The organism is Azospirillum sp. VT-I1 (assembly GCF_055698305.1).
The window spans coordinates 97,905-114,401 of the sequence record NZ_CP168806.1 but is presented as its reverse complement, the minus strand read 5'-3'; the positions used below and the strand labels follow the sequence as shown (position 1 = coordinate 114,401).

The 16,497-nt window shown below is 68.9% G+C and carries 11 protein-coding genes and 1 pseudogene; 8 read left to right on the top strand and 4 right to left on the bottom strand.

The genetic code is table 11. The features are described from left to right. Positions 1-98: 98 nt before the first annotated feature. Positions 99-869: an FCD domain-containing protein gene (locus AB8P05_RS29075; RefSeq protein ID WP_472761896.1), complete on the bottom strand. Its 771-nt coding sequence runs from the start codon at positions 867-869 to the stop codon at positions 99-101. Between the two features lie 476 nt (positions 870-1,345). Here AB8P05_RS29075 and AB8P05_RS29070 point away from each other — a divergent pair, with 476 nt between their 5' ends. The 6 genes and pseudogenes from AB8P05_RS29070 (at position 1,346) to AB8P05_RS29045 (ending at position 9,246) form a co-directional block, all read left to right on the top strand. After that, positions 1,346-3,022 (top strand): L-lactate permease, encoded by a 1,677-nt coding sequence (locus tag AB8P05_RS29070; RefSeq protein WP_472761895.1) that lies wholly within the window; start codon positions 1,346-1,348, stop codon positions 3,020-3,022. A 36-nt stretch (positions 3,023-3,058) separates the two neighbouring features. After that, a complete protein-coding gene (locus AB8P05_RS29065; protein WP_472761894.1) occupies positions 3,059-5,917 on the top strand; it encodes an FAD-binding and (Fe-S)-binding domain-containing protein in 2,859 nt (952 codons plus the stop codon). Positions 5,918-6,077: 160 nt separating this feature from the next. Further along, positions 6,078-6,830: a (Fe-S)-binding protein gene (locus tag AB8P05_RS29060; protein WP_472761893.1), complete on the top strand. Its 753-nt coding sequence runs from the start codon at positions 6,078-6,080 to the stop codon at positions 6,828-6,830. Then, entirely contained in the window at positions 6,820-8,244 is a 1,425-nt protein-coding gene (locus tag AB8P05_RS29055) for a LutB/LldF family L-lactate oxidation iron-sulfur protein (protein WP_472761892.1), read from the top strand. The genes AB8P05_RS29060 and AB8P05_RS29055 overlap by 11 nt, the downstream gene beginning before the upstream one ends. Continuing rightward, a pseudogene (locus tag AB8P05_RS29050) lies at positions 8,237-9,031 on the top strand (LutC/YkgG family protein). The gene AB8P05_RS29055 and the pseudogene AB8P05_RS29050 overlap by 8 nt, the downstream one beginning before the upstream one ends. Continuing rightward, complete coding sequence (locus AB8P05_RS29045; protein ID WP_472761891.1) at positions 9,028-9,246, top strand: hypothetical protein; 219 nt, start codon at positions 9,028-9,030, stop codon at positions 9,244-9,246. The pseudogene AB8P05_RS29050 and the gene AB8P05_RS29045 overlap by 4 nt, the downstream one beginning before the upstream one ends. Here AB8P05_RS29045 and AB8P05_RS29040 read toward each other — a convergent pair. Beyond that, positions 9,243-10,544 (bottom strand): D-amino acid dehydrogenase, encoded by a 1,302-nt coding sequence (locus AB8P05_RS29040; protein ID WP_472761890.1) that lies wholly within the window; start codon positions 10,542-10,544, stop codon positions 9,243-9,245. The two genes, AB8P05_RS29045 and AB8P05_RS29040, sit on opposite strands and share 4 nt — an antisense overlap. A gap of 392 nt (positions 10,545-10,936) precedes the next feature. Here AB8P05_RS29040 and AB8P05_RS29035 point away from each other — a divergent pair, with 392 nt between their 5' ends. After that, entirely contained in the window at positions 10,937-12,466 is a 1,530-nt protein-coding gene (locus AB8P05_RS29035) for a sigma 54-interacting transcriptional regulator (RefSeq protein WP_472761889.1), read from the top strand. Between the two features lie 22 nt (positions 12,467-12,488). Here the strand turns inward: AB8P05_RS29035 and AB8P05_RS29030 are convergent, their stop codons facing one another. Together AB8P05_RS29030 and AB8P05_RS29025 are read right to left on the bottom strand one after the other, a co-directional pair. Then, the gene (locus AB8P05_RS29030) at positions 12,489-13,241 is read right to left on the bottom strand and encodes an MJ0042-type zinc finger domain-containing protein (protein WP_472761888.1); all 753 of its coding nucleotides are present in this window, start codon (positions 13,239-13,241) and stop codon (positions 12,489-12,491) included. A 265-nt stretch (positions 13,242-13,506) separates the two neighbouring features. After that, entirely contained in the window at positions 13,507-15,156 is a 1,650-nt protein-coding gene (locus tag AB8P05_RS29025) for an electron transfer flavoprotein-ubiquinone oxidoreductase (RefSeq protein ID WP_455175963.1), read from the bottom strand. A 151-nt stretch (positions 15,157-15,307) separates the two neighbouring features. On the opposite strand from AB8P05_RS29025, the gene AB8P05_RS29020 reads away from it, so the two are divergent. Beyond that, entirely contained in the window at positions 15,308-16,189 is an 882-nt protein-coding gene (locus tag AB8P05_RS29020; RefSeq protein ID WP_472761887.1) for a uracil-DNA glycosylase, read from the top strand. The last annotated feature ends 308 nt before the right edge of the window (positions 16,190-16,497 follow it).

The window sequence follows — 16,497 nt, the reverse complement described above, 5'->3', positions numbered from 1 at the left end:
ACAGTGTAACCCGGCGAAAGCGCTGCCGCCAGTCGGGGCGAGCCCCTCGGCATATGACCTTCGGCGGAGACCGCCCGCCTGCGGTGCCCCGGCCCCCTCTACGCCCCGCTGTCGATCAGGTCGGTCCGCCCGATCCGCCGCAGCGAGACCTGGACGCGGGCGTTGTGCTCGCGAATCTCGCGCAGGGTCTGCAGCGTGAACTCCACATGGGCGTCGGCCGCGGCACTCGCAGCAGCCGCGTCGCCGGCGAGCACCGCATTGGCGATGGCCAGATGCTGCTGCAGCAGAAGCTCGCGCACGCCCGGCCGGGAATAGAGATCGGCGCGGTTGTAGAAGACGTCGTTGCGCAGCAGGTCGGACAGGGTCCGCATGATGTGCAGCATGACGACGTTGTGGGCCGCCTCGTAGATGGCCAGATGCAGGTCGGCGTCGGAATCCGCCTCTTCCGAGCTGTCGTCCTTGCCGTGGGCGGCCTGCATGCGGGCGATGATGGCGCGGATGCCGTCGCGGTCGAGGTCGGTCGCCCGCTGCGCCGCCAACCCCGCCGCCGCCGCCTCGATGGAGCGGCGGAACTCCAGATAGTCGAAGGACGCGTCCGGCTTGTTGCGCATCAGCGTCATCAGCGGATCGGCGATCTGCGACAGGAATGTCGCGACATGGGTGCCGTTGCGCCCGGTGATCAGCAGTCCACGCTCCTCCAGCTTGGCGATGGCATCGCGCAGCGACGGGCGCGACACGTCCAGCTTCACCGCCAGTTCGCGTTCGGCCAGCAGCTTCTCCCCCGGACGCAGCGCGCCCTCCAGGATCAGCCGTTCCAGATGCTCGGCAATGGCGTCGGCCAGCTTGGCCGGTTTGATCGTCCCCTGCATTGGGTGGGCGGCCTCTCCCTGCGCGTCTCGATCCTCTTCAATACCGGTGGACGGAACAGGCGTCCAGAGCAGTGGCAGACCGACAGCGTCGCACCCCCTACCAAAGTTGGTCGATTGGCAAACGATTCAGCCGTTGCACAGTCTGGTAAAATATTTTATCCAACGCCAACCGTATGGATAAGAGATGTCCGCCGCTTCCTCTATGGCAAGGGATCTTCCCCAAAGCCGCCGGGGCGGAAAGTGCATCCAGACGTACCGGGACAGGACGGACCAGCACCCGCAGGGGCGCATCCGCACCGCAGGCACGGGGCCGCAAGACCCCGACGGCGGTGAACGTCTTAGCTTTGCCGAATTTCCGGCCCTCCTCCTGCGCCGCCATCCGGGCGCGGGCAGCCCGGATGCATGCAAAGGCGGCTTTCCTTCTCCCGGAACACCGTTCGGACCGACATCACTCCCCGAGAAGGAGGCCCCTGACGATGAGCTGGTCGCAAGTCTACGACCCGATGAACAACATGTGGCTGTCGACGTTCTTCGCGTCGCTGCCGGTCCTGGTGATGCTGGGCGGTCTCGGCATCTTCCACATGAAGGCGCACCGCGCCGCCCTGCTGGGTCTGGCGGCGGCGCTGCTGGTGGCCGTCGCCGTGTTCGGCATGCCGATGGCGATGGCGGGAAAGACCGCGTTGCTGGGTGCGGCTTACGGCCTGCTGCCGATCGGCTGGATCGTCGTCAACATCATCTTCCTCTACCACCTGACCGAGCAGCGCGGCCAGTTCAAGATCCTGCAGGAAAGCATCACCGGCATCACAAACGACCGCCGGCTCCAGCTTCTGCTGATCGCCTTCTGCTTCGGCGCCTTCTTCGAAGGCGCGGCGGGATTCGGCACGCCGGTCGCCGTGACCGGCGCCATGCTGATCGGCCTGGGTTTCACCCCGCTGGCAGCCTCGGGCCTGTCGCTGATCGCCAACACCGCCCCGGTCGCCTACGGCGCGCTCGGCACGCCGGTGATCGCGCTGGCCGCCGTCACCGGCCTGCCGCTGCTCGACCTGTCGGCGATGATCGGCCGGCAGCTTCCCTTCTTCTCGGTGCTGGTGCCCTTCTGGCTGATCGTCGCCTTCGCCGGCTGGCGCGGCATGATCCAGATTTGGCCGGCCATCCTGGTCGCCGGTGTGTCCTTCGCCGTTCCGCAGTTCCTGGTGTCGAACTATCACGGCCCCTGGCTGGTTGACGTCGCCGCCGCCATCGTCTCGCTGGTCTGCGTCACGCTGTTCCTGAAGGTCTGGCACCCGAAGGCCATCTGGCACACCGCCGGCGGCGCATCCGCCCTGACGCATGCCGTCGGCGCCGCGGTGGTCCACGGCGAGGCGCGCCGCAGCCACGGCTACAGCGCCGCCGAGGTCCGCCGCGCCTGGACGCCCTGGGCGATCCTCAGCGTCGTCGTCTTCCTGTGGGGCATCCCGGAGGTCAAGGCCTTCCTCGACGGCATCTCGATCTTCAAGTTCCCGATCGAGGGCCTGCACAACATGATCCTGCGCGTTCCCCCGGTGGTGCCAAAGGCCCATCCGGAGGCCGCCGTCTACACCCTGAACTGGCTGTCGGCCACCGGCACCGGCATCTTCATCGCCGCCATCATCTCCGGCTTCGTGATGGGCTACTCGCCGGCCGCGATGCTGAAGACCTACGGCCACACGCTGTACGCCATCCGCAACTCGCTGCTGACCATCTCGGCCATGCTGGCGCTGGGCTATACCACCCGCTTCTCGGGCCTGGACACCACGCTGGGCCTCGCCTTCGCCAACTCCGGCTTCCTCTATCCGTTCTTCGGCACCTTCCTGGGCTGGCTGGGCGTGGCGCTGACCGGGTCGGACACAGCGTCCAACGTTCTGTTCGGCAGCCTGCAGAAGGTGTCTTCGGAGCAGCTCGGCCTGCCGCCGACGCTGATGGCCGCCGCCAACAGCTCGGGCGGCGTGATGGGCAAGATGATCGACGCCCAGAGCATCGTCGTCGCCGCAGTCGCCACCAAGTGGCATGGTCATGAGGGCAAGATCCTGCGCTACGTCATCTGGCATTCGCTGGCGCTGACCACGCTGGTGGGCCTGCTGGTGATGGCCCAGGCCTATCTGTGGCCCTTCACCGAAATGGTCATCGGCCGCTAACGCGGCCTTCCCTCCCACCGGCAGGAGCCGCCGCCGATGCTGCCTTCTCCTTACGACCATGTGCTGGCCGAGCTTCGGTCCGTCATCCCGCAGGCCCGGCTGATCACCGATCCGCTGCGCACGCTGGCCTATGGCACCGACGCCAGCTTCTACCGGCTGATCCCCAAGATCGTCGCGCTGGTGGAGACGGAGGAGGAGGTGGTGCGGCTGCTGCGCGCCACCCGCGGTCACAAGGTGCCGGTGACCTTCCGCGCCGCCGGCACCAGCCTGTCCGGGCAGGCGGTCAGCGACAGCGTGCTGGTGGTGCTGGGCGACGGCTGGCGCGGCTGCAGCATTGGCGCCGCCGCGGCCACCGTCACCCTGCAGCCGGGCGTGATCGGGGCGGAGGCGAACCGGCGCCTCGCCCCGCTCGGGCGCAAGATCGGTCCCGACCCGGCCTCCATCGCCACCGCCAAGATCGGCGGCATCGCCGCCAACAACGCCAGCGGCATGTGCTGCGGCACCGCGCAGAACAGCTACCGCACGCTGGAATCGATGCGGCTGGTGCTGGCCGACGGCACGGTGCTGGACACCGCGGATGCGGCCAGCCGCGCCCGCTTCCGCGACAGCCACGGCGCACTGCTCGACCGGCTGGCGGAACTTGGCGCCCGCACCCGCGCGGACGAGGCGCTGGCGACCCGCATCCGCGACAAGTTCCGCATCAAGAACACCACCGGCTACAGCCTGAACGCGCTGGTCGATTACGAGGACCCGGTCGACATCCTCCAGCACCTGATGATCGGGTCGGAAGGGACGCTGGGCTTCATCTCCGCGATCACCCTGCGCACCGTGCCGGAGCATCCGCACAAGGCCAGCGCGCTCCTGTTCTTCCCCGACATCGGCGAGGCCTGCCACGCCGTCTCGCTGCTGAAGGCGGCCCCGGTGGACGCGGCGGAGCTGATGGACCGCGCCTCGCTCCGCTCCATCCAGGACAAGCCGGGCATGCCGCCGCAGATCCGCGGCTTCGGTCCCGACGTGGCGGCGGTGCTGGTGGAGACCCGCGCGGAGAGCGCCGCGGCGCTGGAGGCCAACGTGGCGGCGATCGCCGCCGTCCTGGCCGACTGCGTCACCATCGGCGACACCCGCTTCACCACCGACGCCAAGGCGTGCGAGGGCTTCTGGAAGATCCGCAAGGGCCTGTTCCCGGCGGTCGGCGCCATCCGCCAGACCGGCACCACCGTCATCATCGAGGATGTCGCCTTCCCCCTGCCCCGGCTGGCCGAGGCGACGCGCGAGTTGCAGGCGCTGTTCGCCCGCCACGGCTATCACGAGGCGATCATCTTCGGCCACGCGCTGGAAGGGAACCTCCACTTCGTCTTCACCCAGGCCTTCGACACCCAGGCGGAGATCGACCGCTACCGCCGCTTCATGGACGATGTCGCCGTGCTGGTGGTCACCCGCTATGACGGCTCGCTGAAGGCGGAGCACGGCACCGGCCGCAACATGGCCCCCTTCGTCGAGATGGAATGGGGGCCGCAGGCCTATGGGCTGATGAAGGAGATCAAGGATCTCTTCGACTCCGACGGGCTGCTGAATCCCGGCGTCATCCTGAACGGGGATCCCGAGGCCCACCTGAAGAACCTGAAGCCGCTGCCCCCCGCCGACCCGCTGGTCGATACCTGCATCGAATGCGGATTCTGCGAGCCGACCTGCCCGTCCCACCGCCTCACCCTGTCGCCGCGCCAGCGCATCGTCGGCCGGCGCGAGATGGCGCGGCTGGTGGCCGCCGGCGACGACGCCCCCCGTCTGGCCGAGATCGCCGCCGCCTACGATTACCAGGGCATCGACACCTGCGCCGCCTGCGGCCTGTGCGCCACCGCCTGCCCGGTCGGGATCGAGACGGGTCTGCTGGTGAAATCCCTGCGCGGCGAGCGCCGCGGAGCCATCGCCCGCAAGGCGGGGACGCTGGTCGCCGACCATATGGAAGGCACGCTGGGCCTCGCCCGCACCGGGCTGCGGCTGGCCGACCTCGCCCGCCGCACGGTCGGGCATGGCGTTACCCAGGCGGCGGCGCGGGTGCTGACCGGCGGCACCCTGCCGGCCCTGCCCCGCAACCTGCCCACCGCCGCGACCTTCACGCCGCACCCCGACACCCCCGGCGCCGACGATGTGCCGACAGTGGTCTACGCCCCCAGCTGCGTCAGCCGGACCATGGGTCCCGCCGCCGGCGACCCGCAGCAGCGCCCGCTGCCCGAGGTCGTCGAGTCGGTGATGCGCAAGGCCGGCTTCCGCATCCTCTATCCGGAGGCGGCGGACGGCCAGTGCTGCGGCATGCCGCTGGAGAGCAAGGGCCTGATCGAGGCCGCCGACGCCAAGGCCGACGCCATGCTGGCCGCGCTGTCGAAGGCGAGCCGGGGCGGCCGCTATCCGGTGGTGATGGACACCAGCCCCTGCGCCCTGCGCCTGAAGAAGCGCTTGACCGACGCGGGCCTGCGGATTCTCGACGTGGCGGAGTTCCTGAGCGAGTTCGCCATGCCCCGCCTGGAGATCGCCAAGACGGCGGAGCCGGTGATGCTGCACCTGACCTGCTCCACCCGCCGGATGGGCCTGGACGGCGCGCTGACCGCGGTGGCGAAGACCTGTGCCGAGACGGTTGTCGTGCCCCCGGATGTCGGCTGCTGCGGCTTCGCCGGCGACAAGGGCTTCACCACGCCGGAACTGAACGCCCACGCGCTGCGCCACCTGCCGGCCGCTGTGCCGGAAGGCTGCGCGTCCGGCTACTCCACCAGCCGCACCTGCGAGATCGGGTTGTCCGACAAGGCGGGCGTGCCCTACCGGTCGATCGTCTATCTGGTCGACGCCTGCGCAACGGCGAAGGTGGAGGAGAAGCTGCGGGTGGCGGAGGTGGCTTTCTAGGGGGGCTGAAACCCCCGGCAACACTTACCCCCACCCTAACCCTCCCCCGCTGGGCGGGGAGGGGACTGCCGCCGAACGCCGACAAAGCTCCTGTCCCCCTCCCCGCCCAGCGGGGGAGGGTCGGGGTGGGGGCAATAACCAAGACGGTGAGGAAACGCCCATGGACCACCAGCCCCCCAAACCCACCCGCGTCTATTACTTCGGCACCTGCCTCGTCGACCTGTTCTTCCCCGACGCCGGCATGGCGGGGATCGAGCTGCTGCAGTCCCAGGGCCTGACCGTCGTCTTCCCGCAGGGCCAAAGCTGCTGCGGCCAGCCCGCCTATAACTCCGGCTACCGCGCCGACGCGCTGAAGGTCGCCCGCGCGCAGCTGGACCTGTTCCCCGGCGACGATCCAATCGTCGTGCCGTCGGGGTCCTGCGCCGGCATGATGAAGAAGCACTGGCCCGACCTGTTCCGCGGCGAGCCGGACGAGGCCAAGGCCGTCCAGGTCGCGGCCCGCGTGTGGGAGCTGACCCAGTTCCTGGTCCATGTCCTCGACGTCCAACTGACCGACAAGGGCGAGCCGCTGCGCGTCACCTGGCACGCCTCCTGCCATGCCCAGCGCGAGATGGGCGTGGTGGAGGAGCCGAAGGCGCTGCTGCGCCAGCTCGCCAACGTCGAGCTGGTGGAGCTGAAGCGGGAGAAGGAATGCTGCGGCTTCGGCGGCACCTTCGCCGTGCGCCATCCGGAGATCTCCGCCGCGATGGTCGGCGACAAGGTGGCGGACATCGAGGGCACCGGTGCCGCCCGCGTGGTGTCGGGCGACTGCGGCTGCCTGCTGAACATCGGCGGCGCGCTGGAGGCCGGAGCCAAGGCCGCGCGCGGCCAGCACATCGCCCAGTTCCTGAAGGAGCGCATCCATGGACGGTAACGCACCGGATTTCGCCGCCGCCTCCCGCGCGGCGCTGGCCGACCCGCAGCTGCGCGGCAATTTCCGCCGCGCCATGGACGGGCTGATGACCAAGCGTGCCGCCCAGTTCGCCGACACGGGCGAATGGCATGGCGTGCGGGCGCTCGCCGCCGCGGTCCGGCTGCGCGCCCTGTCGAAGCTGCCGGAACTGCTGGAAAAGCTGGAGGAGAACTGCACCCGCAACGGCATCACCGTCCATTGGGCCGCCACCACGGACGAAGCCAACGCCATCGCGCTCGACATCCTGCACAAGGCGAACGCCAAGCTGGTGGTCAAGGGCAAGTCGATGGTGACGGAGGAGATGCACCTGAACGCCGTTCTGGAAAAGGACGGCATAGAGGTGCTGGAAAGCGACCTCGGCGAATACATCGTGCAGCTGGACGGCACCATGCCGTCGCACATCATCATGCCGGCGATCCACCTGAACACCAAACAGATCGCCCATCTGTTCAAGCGCAAGATCAAGGATGCCGAAAGCCGGGAGGATGCGGCTTATCTGACCGACCTCGCCCGCCGGGTTCTGCGCGCCAAGTTCCAGGCCGCCGACGTCGGCATGTCCGGCGTCAACGCCGCAGTGGCGGAGACCGGCACCCTCTGCCTGATCGAGAATGAGGGCAACGGCCGCATGTGCACCACGGTGCCGCCGGTCCACATTGCCTTCATGGGGCTGGAGAAGGTGGTGGAAAAGCTGGAGGACGTGCCGCCGGTCATCAGCCTGCTGCCGCGCTCCGCCACCGGCCAGCCGATCACCACCTACGTCAACATGATCTCCGGACCCCGGAAGGACGGCGAGAAGGACGGCCCGCGCGAGGTGCATCTGGTCATCCTCGACAATGGCCGGTCCGGCATCTACGCCGACCCGGAGCTGCGCGACACCCTGCGCTGCATCCGTTGCGGCGCCTGCATGAACCATTGCCCGGTCTACACCAAGGTCGGCGGCCATGCCTATGAGGCGCCCTATCCCGGCCCCATCGGCAAGATCCTGGTGCCGCAGATCGAGGGGTTGGACAAGCGCGGCGCCATGCCCCACGCCTGCACCATGTGCAACGCCTGCGTCGAGATCTGCCCGGTGAAGATCCCCATCGTCGAGATCATGGGACGGCTGCGGGTTGAGGCGGTGAAGCCCGGCGGTGCGGTGAAGGACGGCGGCGCCAAGGCCAGCCGGGCGGAATCCATGGTGTGGAGCGGCTGGGCGGCGATGAACGCCTCCCCCACCGCCTACCGCATCGCGACGGCGGCGATGAGCAAACTCGGCAATGCGGCGCCGTCGTCGCTGCCCCTGTTGAAGGAGTGGACGAACGTCCGCACCAAGCCGCGCTTCGCCGGCCGCACCCTGCACGACCTCGCCCGCGCCAAGGGGGTTCCCGATGTCTGACGCCCGCAACTCGATCCTGACGAAGCTGCACGCCACCCGCGACGCCCACCCACTGACCCCGCCCGCCTCGGACTTCGCGCCCATCGAGGCGAAGCGCTGGCCGCCGGAGGAGCGCCTGCCCCGCATCCGCCGCCTGATGGAGGCCGTGCATACGGAGTTCCTCGACGCGACCGAAGCCGACTGGCCGGCGGTGCTGCGGGAGTTCCTGGCGCGGGAGGGGGTGGGGTCGCTGCTCTACGCGCCGGCGACTGAGACGGGGAAGCGGTTGGCCGAGGGGTGGAAGGCTGCATCCCCTCTCCCCCCGGGGAGAGGGTCGGGGTGAGGGGGAAGCACCGCATGAGTCCCCCGAAGGTCCCACCGCGCATCCCCCTCACCCTAACCCTCTCCCCGGGGGGAGAGGGGATTTGAAGGGATGGGAGAGGGACCGGCCCTCATCCCCTACGACCGTCCCCTCGAAGACCTCAAGCCCCAGCTGTTCGAATCCATCGAGGCCGGCCTGACCACCACCCGCGGCGCAATCGCCGAGACCGGCAGCCTGATCCTGTGGCCGACGGCCGAGGAGCCGCGCACCCTCTCGCTGGTCCCGCACATCCACGTCGCGCTGCTGCGCGCCGACGCCCTCTACGACACCTTCCTGCAGGCCATGCGCGAGCAGGGATGGGCACAGGCGATGCCGACCAACGTGCTGCTGGTGTCCGGCCCCAGCAAGACCGCCGACATCGAGCAGACGCTGGCCTACGGCGTCCACGGTCCGAAGCGGCTGATCGTCCTGGTGGTTCACCCATGACGGCCCGCCCGTCAGCCGCCCGCCCGACGGCGGAGCCGGCGACCCGGCTCTACGAGGCGATCCTGCATCTCAGGCGCCTCGGCCACCGGGTGGAGAAATGCGAAGGGCGGCGCGGGCGACATCGGCTGGATGGGGCCGAGATCACCGACGCCGCCCTTCTGGAGCTGGCGATGACCCGCGTCCGCCGGGCGGCGCGGGTCACCCTATCCCATTAGGCCGGACGGACGGCGGCCGGGCGCGACACTGCCACCGACGGCTTGCGGCCGTAGCGCTCGACGCTCAGGCCCTCCATGTCGATCTCGGTCTGGCGGCCGCTGACCACGTCGGCCAGCACGCGGGCGGAGCCGGCCGACATCGTCCAGCCCAGCGTGCCGTGGCCGGTGTTGAGGTACAGGTTGCGGACATGGGTCGGCCCCAGGATCGGCGTGCCGTCCGGGGTGTTGGGGCGCAGGCCGGTCCAGAACTCCGCCTTCGACAGGTCGCCGCCCTTCGGGAACAGGTCGCTGACCACATGGTCCAGCGGCCCGCGGCGGCTCTCGCGCAGGGTCAGGTCGAAGCCGGTCAGCTCCGCCGTGCCGCCGACGCGGATGCGGTCGCCCAGGCGGGTGACGGCGATCTTGTGCGTCTCGTCCATCACCGTGGATTCCGGCGCGTGGGCGGCGTCGGTGATCGGCAGCGTCAGCGAATAGCCCTTCACCGGATAGACCGGCAGGTCGATGCCCAGCGGCTTCACCAGCTTCGGCGAATAGCTGCCCATGGCGACGATGTAGCTGTCGGCGGTCAGCGTGCCCTGGTCGGTCTGCACGCCGGTGATCTTGCGCCCGTCGCTCTCCAGCCCGCGGATGGAGACGCCATAGCGGAACTCCACCCCGCGCTTGGCGGCATAGGCGGCCAGCTTGTTGGTGAACTGGAAGCAGTCGCCGGTCTCGTCCCCCGGCAGGTGCAGCGCGCCGACCAGCTTGTCCTTCACATGGGCCAAGGCCGGCTCGACCGAGGTCAGGCCGTCGCGGTCGAACAGGCTGTAGGGAACGCCGTAGCGCTCCAGCACCGCCATGTCGTAGCCGGCGGCGTCCATCTGCTTCTGGGTGCGGAAGACCTGCAGCGTGCCCTGGGTGCGCTCGTCATAGGTGATGCCGGTCTCGGCGCGCAGAGCCTTCAGGCAGTCGCGGCTGTATTCGGCGACGCGGACCATGCGGCTCTTGTTCAGCTGATAGCTCGCCTCGTTGGCGTTGGCCAGCAGCTTCAGGCACCAGGACCACATGGCCGGATCCAGCTTCGGCCGGATCACCAGCGGCGAATGTTTCATCATCATCCACTTGGCGGCCTTCAGCATCAGCCCCGGCGCCGCCCAGGGAGCGGAATAGCCCGGCGACACCTCGCCCGCATTGGCGTAGCTGGTCTCCAGCGCCGGGCCGGCCTGACGGTCGATCACGGTCACCTCATGCCCGGCGCGCGCCAGATAATAGGCCGTGGTGACACCGATGACGCCGCTGCCCAGAACGATCACGCGCATGAGACTGGCTCCCAAGGGGATGGATGACTTCGCTTGGGGAGCGATGTCGCAAAGGGCGTGCCAGAGACGAAAATGGCGGATTTGCTGTGGTGCGGGGGGAGTGATGGGGCGTGGGGTGTATGCAGAAGTTTACAGGGGAGAGACGATGAGGGCTGTGGGTGTTGTGGAGCAAGGGGTTGGTCGGGTGTAAAGATTTTGATACGGCGTAACGATATGTGTACAGTGGTCGCTGATTGCCCCCTCCCCAACCCTCCCCGCCCTCGGCCGGCCAAAGGCCGGTCCGATCGCGGGAGAGGGAGTTAAGCGCGAGAGCAGCGGAGTTCCCTCTCCTGCGGAACGCGGGGAGGGTTAGGGAGGGGGCAACAAGTACCTCCTAACCCCAACAGCCCCCCATGCGCATCGAAGTCACCTTCACCGACCGCGTCGGCATCGCCCATGAGATCCTCGCCGTGCTGGCGCTGCGCCGGCTCAACGTCGTCGGCGTCGAGGTCGATCCGCCGCTGATCCACATCGACGCTCCCGGCCTCGATCCGGCCGCGCTCCCCGCCCTGTCGGACGCGCTGCGCACCATCGCCGGCGTCCAGTCGGTGGCCGCCATCGACATGCTGCCGGGCACGCGGCGACGGCTGCATCTGGATGCGCTGCTCGCCGCCCTGCCCGACCCGGTGCTGGCGGTCGACCGTGCGGGCAGTGTCGTGGTGGCGAGCGCCGCCGCCGCCCAGGTCGCCGGACTGCCGGAATCGCGCCTCGCGGGCCTCGACCTCGGCGAGCTGTTCGGCGAACCCGGCCTGACGCGCGAGCTGGCCGACGGCGGCTTCCGCATGTCCGGCCGCGAGGTGACGCTGAACGGCCAGCCCTTCCTGCTGGAGGTGACGCCCATCGTCGATGTCGAGGCGGCGGGCGCCGTCATCACCCTGTTCACCCCGTCTCGCCTGGGCGAGCGTCTGAATGCGATCCAGAATTTCGATGAGGGCGGCTTCGACCGCATCCTCGGCGAATCGCCGCCGGTGCGGGCGCTGAAGGCGCGGGCCGCGCGCGTCGCCGCCATGGAGGCGCCGCTGCTGATCCTGGGGGAGACCGGCACCGGCAAGGAGCTGATCGCCCACGCCTGCCACCGCGCCAGCCCGCGCCGCGACAAGCCCTTCCTGGCGCTGAACTGCGCCGCCGTGCCGGAGAATCTGGCGGAGAGCGAGCTGTTCGGCTACGCCCCCGGTTCCTTCACCGGGGCGCAGCGCGGCGGCAAGCCCGGCCTGCTGGAACTGGCCCATGGCGGAACCGTCTTCCTGGACGAGATCGGCGAGATGTCGGCCTATCTCCAGGCCAAGCTGCTGCGCTTCCTCAATGACGGCAGCTTCCGCCGGGTCGGCGGCGAGCGCGAGCAGAAGGTGGACGTGCGCGTCATCAGCGCCACCCACCGCTCACTGGAGGCGATGGTCGCCGACCACAGCTTCCGCGAGGACCTGTTCTACCGCCTGAACGTGCTGACGCTGAGCGTCCCGCCGCTGCGGGAGCGCGGGCAGGACATCCTGTTGCTGGCCCGCCATTTCATCGCCCGTGCCGCAGCGCAGGCCCGCCGGCCGCCCGGCCGCCTGACCCCGGCGGCGGCGGCGGCGCTGCTCGCCAACCGCTGGCCCGGCAATGTCCGGCAGTTGGAGAACGTCATCTTCCGCGCCGTGACCATGAGCGACGGCGGCGCGCTGGACGCCGCGGACCTGGAATTGGCCGGCGCCGGGATGCAGTCCGCCGAGATGCCGGCGGAGGAGGCCGAAAGCTGGGAGGAGGCGGTGGACGGTTTCGAACGGTCGCTGCTGCGCCGGCTCTACCCGCGATTCCCGTCCAGCCGCAAGCTGGCGGCGCGGCTGAACACCTCGCACACCATGATCGCCAACAAGCTGCGCAAACACGGCATTCCGGAGCGCTGACCCCCCCGGATCGGTGGCCGGATCAGTGGCCGGAGGGCTTGGCCGCAGCCGGCTTCTCTGGCGCCTTCTCGGCCGGAGTCTTGGCGGCCGGAGCGTCCAGACCGGGCGGCGGGGCGCCGAAGGTGATGGTCACCTCGGTCACCGGGCCGGGATCCGGCTGGCTGTGGTGGAAGCTCACCACCGCACCCGGCAGCAGCACGGGCGCGGACGGTTCGATGGTCCAGCTCTGCAGCGGCTTGTGGTCGGCGCCGAAGGCGATGGCGCGCAGCGGCGGCAGCGCGCGCTCGACATCGGTGGTGTTGGCAATCTCGCCGTCCAGCAGCAGGACGGTGGTTCCCCCCTCGACCTTCTGTTCGGAGCGGACGTTGCGCAGCTCCAGCCCGAAGCCCGGCGGCTCGACCGGCAGCCCGACGGTCTCGTAGAGCAGGGCGGCGGGCGGCCAGCTGCGGACGATGGCATCGCGGCCGAAATAGCCGCCGGCAACGGTCCCCGCGACGAGCAGCCCCAGCAGGGCGAAGCCGATCACCGTGCTGCGCGCCGGCTTGGCGCGCGGAGCCTTCGGCGGCTTGACCTTCGTCTTGGCGGCCGGCTTTGCCGCTTTCGCCGGACGGATTTCCGTCGGCGCATCGGCAACCACCGGCTCGGGCTCGACCCGTTCCGGCATCTGCCACCATGTGTGGCCGCAGCGGGCACAACGCACCTTCCGGCCGTCGGTGCCGAGCGACTCGTCGGACAGGGTGTAGCGCGTTGAACAGGTCGGACAGGAAACGATCATCGCGCCGTCGCAGAGAGGTTACCGCTTGCGTTATAGATAGGAGTGGCCGGCGGCGCAACCGACACCCGCGTGCCGGCACCGTTCATCCTTTCGCATGCGGCGATGGGCGCGTACGTTTGCCCCCTCCCTTCCCATGCTGATGCATGGGCCCCTTCCCTCCCCGCCTTCGGCGGTGGAGGGGAGAGTTTGCGAAGCGGCGGCAGTCCCCTCTCCCTCGAAGAGGGGGAGGGTTAGGGAGGGGGCAAACGCCCCCACATCCCGACCCTTACATCCCGCCCGGATAGTTCGGACCCCCGCCGCCTTCCGGCACGACCCAGTTGATGTTCTGGGTGGGGTCCTTGATGTCGCAGGTCTTGCAGTGGACACAGTTCTGCGCGTTGATCTGCAGGCGCGGATCGCTGCCGTCGTCGTTGCGGACGATCTCGTAGACGCCGGCCGGGCAATAGCGCTGCTCCGGCGCGTCGTAGAGCGCCAGATTGACGCTGATCGGGACCGACTTGTCCTTCAGCGTCAGGTGCGGCGGCTGGTCTTCCTCATGGTTGGTGTTGGAGAGGTAGACCGAGGACAGGCGGTCGAAGCTGACCTTGCCGTCCGGCTTGGGGTAGGCGATCTTCGGCGCCTCGCTGGCCTTCACCAGGGTGGTGTGGTCGGCGTGGTGCTTCAGCGTCCAGGGCGACTTGCCCTTCAGCGCCGTCTCGTAGGCGGCATTCGCCAGACCGGCCCACAGGCCCTTCTGGAAGCCGGGGCGGATGTTGCGGACCGCGTACAGCTCCGGCCAGACCCAGGACTGCTTCAGCCGCTCCGGATAGGCGATGACTTCCGGACCATTGTCAGCGCCGCCGGTCAAATGGTCGAACACCGCTTCGGCCGCGACCATGCCCGACTTCATGGCGGTGTGGTTGCCCTTGATCTTCGGCACGTTCAGGAAGCCGGCACCGTCGCCGACGATCAGGCCGCCGGGGAAGGTCAGCTTCGGGATCGACTGGAAGCCGCCCTCCGACAACGCCCGCGCGCCATAGGCCAGACGCCGGCCGCCCTCGAAGGTCGGGCGGATCGCCGGGTGGGTCTTGTAGCGCTGGAACTCCTCGAACGGGCTCATGTGCGGGTTCCAGTAGTCGAGGCCGACGACGAAGCCGACCGACACCAGGTTCCCTTCCATGTGATACAGCCACGACCCGCCATAGGTCTTGGGGTCCATGGGCCAGCCGATGGTGTGGACGATCAGGCCCGGCTTCGACTGGGACGGGTCGACCTCCCACAGCTCCTTGATGCCGATGCCGTAGGTCTGCGGCTGGCAGTCGCGGCGCAGGTCGAACCGCTCGAACAGGGTCTTGGTCAGCGAGCCGCGGCAGCCCTCGGCGAAGATGGTCTGCTTGGCGTGCAGTTCCATGCCGGGGGTGTAGTTGCCGGTCTTCTCGCCGTCCTTGCCGATGCCCATGTCGCCGGTGGCGACGCCCTTCACCGCGCCGTTGTCGTCATACAACACTTCCGCCGCGGCGAAGCCGGGGTAGATCTCCACCCCCAGCTCCTCGGCCTGCGTCGCCATCCAGCGGGCCAGATTGCCCAGGCTGATGATGTAGTTGCCGTGGTTGTTCATCTGCGGCGGGGCGAAGGGCGACTTGTAGGCCTTCGTCTCCGTCAGGAAGAGGAAATGGTCCTCGCGCGCCGGGGTGGTGAGGGGAGCGCCCTTTTCCTTCCAGTCGGGGATCAGCTCGTCCAGCGCATGCGGTTCGAAGACGGCGCCGGACAGCAGGTGGGCGCCGACCTCCGACCCCTTCTCGATCACGCAGACGCTGAGTTCCTGCCCGGTCTCGACCGCGCGCTGCCGCAGGCGGATCGCCGCACTCAGGCCCGACGGGCCGGCGCCGACGATCAGAACATCGTATTCCATGACCTCGCGCGGTTCGCGTTCCATCACCACACTCCCCCACCGTCTTGTTTTGGTACTGTTTCCCTCGGGACGCCCTATGGTGTTTTGCGGGCGCGTGCTTGTAGCACGCTTTGCACCGCACCCAAATTGGGTATCTGGACATGTAAGACCACACGATCTGTGGTAAGGTCAAACGATGATTGACGTATGCGACATCCTCGACGCGCTGCGCTGGCATGCCGATATCGGCTGCGACGAGGCCATCGGCGACGAGCCGATCGACTGGGCCGCCTTCTCCGCCCGGCCGGCGGCGCGCGCCGTGCCCGCGGGCGCCGGTGCGGCGCCCAATGCAGCCATGGGCCCCGGAATGGCGCGCGGCCCGGCGCCGACTCGGGCACCTGCCCCCGCGGCCCCGCGCCCGGCCGCCCTCTTTCCCTCTCCCGACCAGCCGCTGGGCGCCAGCGAGGCCGGCATCCAGGCCCGCGCCCGCGCGCACGAGGCGCAGAGCCTGGAGGCGCTTGAGGCGGCACTGCGCAGCTTCGACGGCTGCCCGCTGAAGGCCACCGCCATGAACACGGTCTTCGCCGACGGCAATCCGCAGGCCCCGGTCATGCTGATCGGCGAGGCGCCGGGCGAGGACGAGGACCGGCAGGGCAAGCCCTTCGTCGGGGTCAGCGGCAAGTTGCTGGACCGCATGCTGGCGCAGATCGGGCTGGACCGCGGCAAGGTCTACATCACCAACATCCTGCCTTGGCGCCCGCCCGGCAACCGTAGCCCGACCCAGGCGGAGATCGCCGCCTGCCTGCCCTTCCTGGAACGGCATGTGGAGCTGGTCCGGCCGAAGCTGCTGGTGGCGCTGGGCGGCGTGTCGGCCAAGACCCTGTTGAACCGGGCGGAGGGAATCACCCGCCTGCGCGGGCAATGGCGGTCCTATGAGGGCACCGGTACTCCCATCCCTCTGATGCCGATGCTCCATCCGGCGTACCTCCTGCGCAACCCTATCGCAAAGAGGGAAGCGTGGCGGGACATGCTTGCGCTGCGGCAAAAGATCGACGAAGACGGAATCAAGTATTCGTAAGCAAAAGATCGATGTCACAGCCCTGCCGAAATCGTTCGTATGACGGGGCCGATCCCATGACACAAATGTAATCGTCCCATGCCGAAAGGCACCTTCCCAACGGGCTAAGGCCATTTTCCCGGCATCCTTAAGCCGTTGTAGAGACTGGCGAATACCGGCTCCGACACATTCCGCGCAAATCCGTTGCTTGCGGTTGGCGAGCGCCTGCGCTATTTCGGAACAATGCTCCGGATATTTTGCAGTGCAGCATACCGGGCCGCGAACGCGGTCCCGCTGCGGCGGAACCTTCTGGGGGTGCTGGGTCTCGC

Coding starts and splice junctions, on each gene's coding strand:
- AB8P05_RS29030 (WP_472761888.1), bottom strand. CDS start 13,241: ATGATCGTTTCCTGTCCGACCTGTTCAACGCGCTACACCCTGTCCGAC.
- AB8P05_RS29060 (WP_472761893.1), top strand. CDS start 6,078: ATGGACCACCAGCCCCCCAAACCCACCCGCGTCTATTACTTCGGCACC.
- AB8P05_RS29075 (WP_472761896.1), bottom strand. CDS start 869: ATGCAGGGGACGATCAAACCGGCCAAGCTGGCCGACGCCATTGCCGAG.
- AB8P05_RS29035 (WP_472761889.1), top strand. CDS start 10,937: ATGCGCATCGAAGTCACCTTCACCGACCGCGTCGGCATCGCCCATGAG.
- AB8P05_RS29065 (WP_472761894.1), top strand. CDS start 3,059: ATGCTGCCTTCTCCTTACGACCATGTGCTGGCCGAGCTTCGGTCCGTC.
- AB8P05_RS29020 (WP_472761887.1), top strand. CDS start 15,308: ATGATTGACGTATGCGACATCCTCGACGCGCTGCGCTGGCATGCCGAT.
- AB8P05_RS29025 (WP_455175963.1), bottom strand. CDS start 15,156: ATGGAACGCGAACCGCGCGAGGTCATGGAATACGATGTTCTGATCGTC.
- AB8P05_RS29040 (WP_472761890.1), bottom strand. CDS start 10,544: ATGCGCGTGATCGTTCTGGGCAGCGGCGTCATCGGTGTCACCACGGCC.
- AB8P05_RS29070 (WP_472761895.1), top strand. CDS start 1,346: ATGAGCTGGTCGCAAGTCTACGACCCGATGAACAACATGTGGCTGTCG.
- AB8P05_RS29055 (WP_472761892.1), top strand. CDS start 6,820: ATGGACGGTAACGCACCGGATTTCGCCGCCGCCTCCCGCGCGGCGCTG.
- AB8P05_RS29045 (WP_472761891.1), top strand. CDS start 9,028: ATGACGGCCCGCCCGTCAGCCGCCCGCCCGACGGCGGAGCCGGCGACC.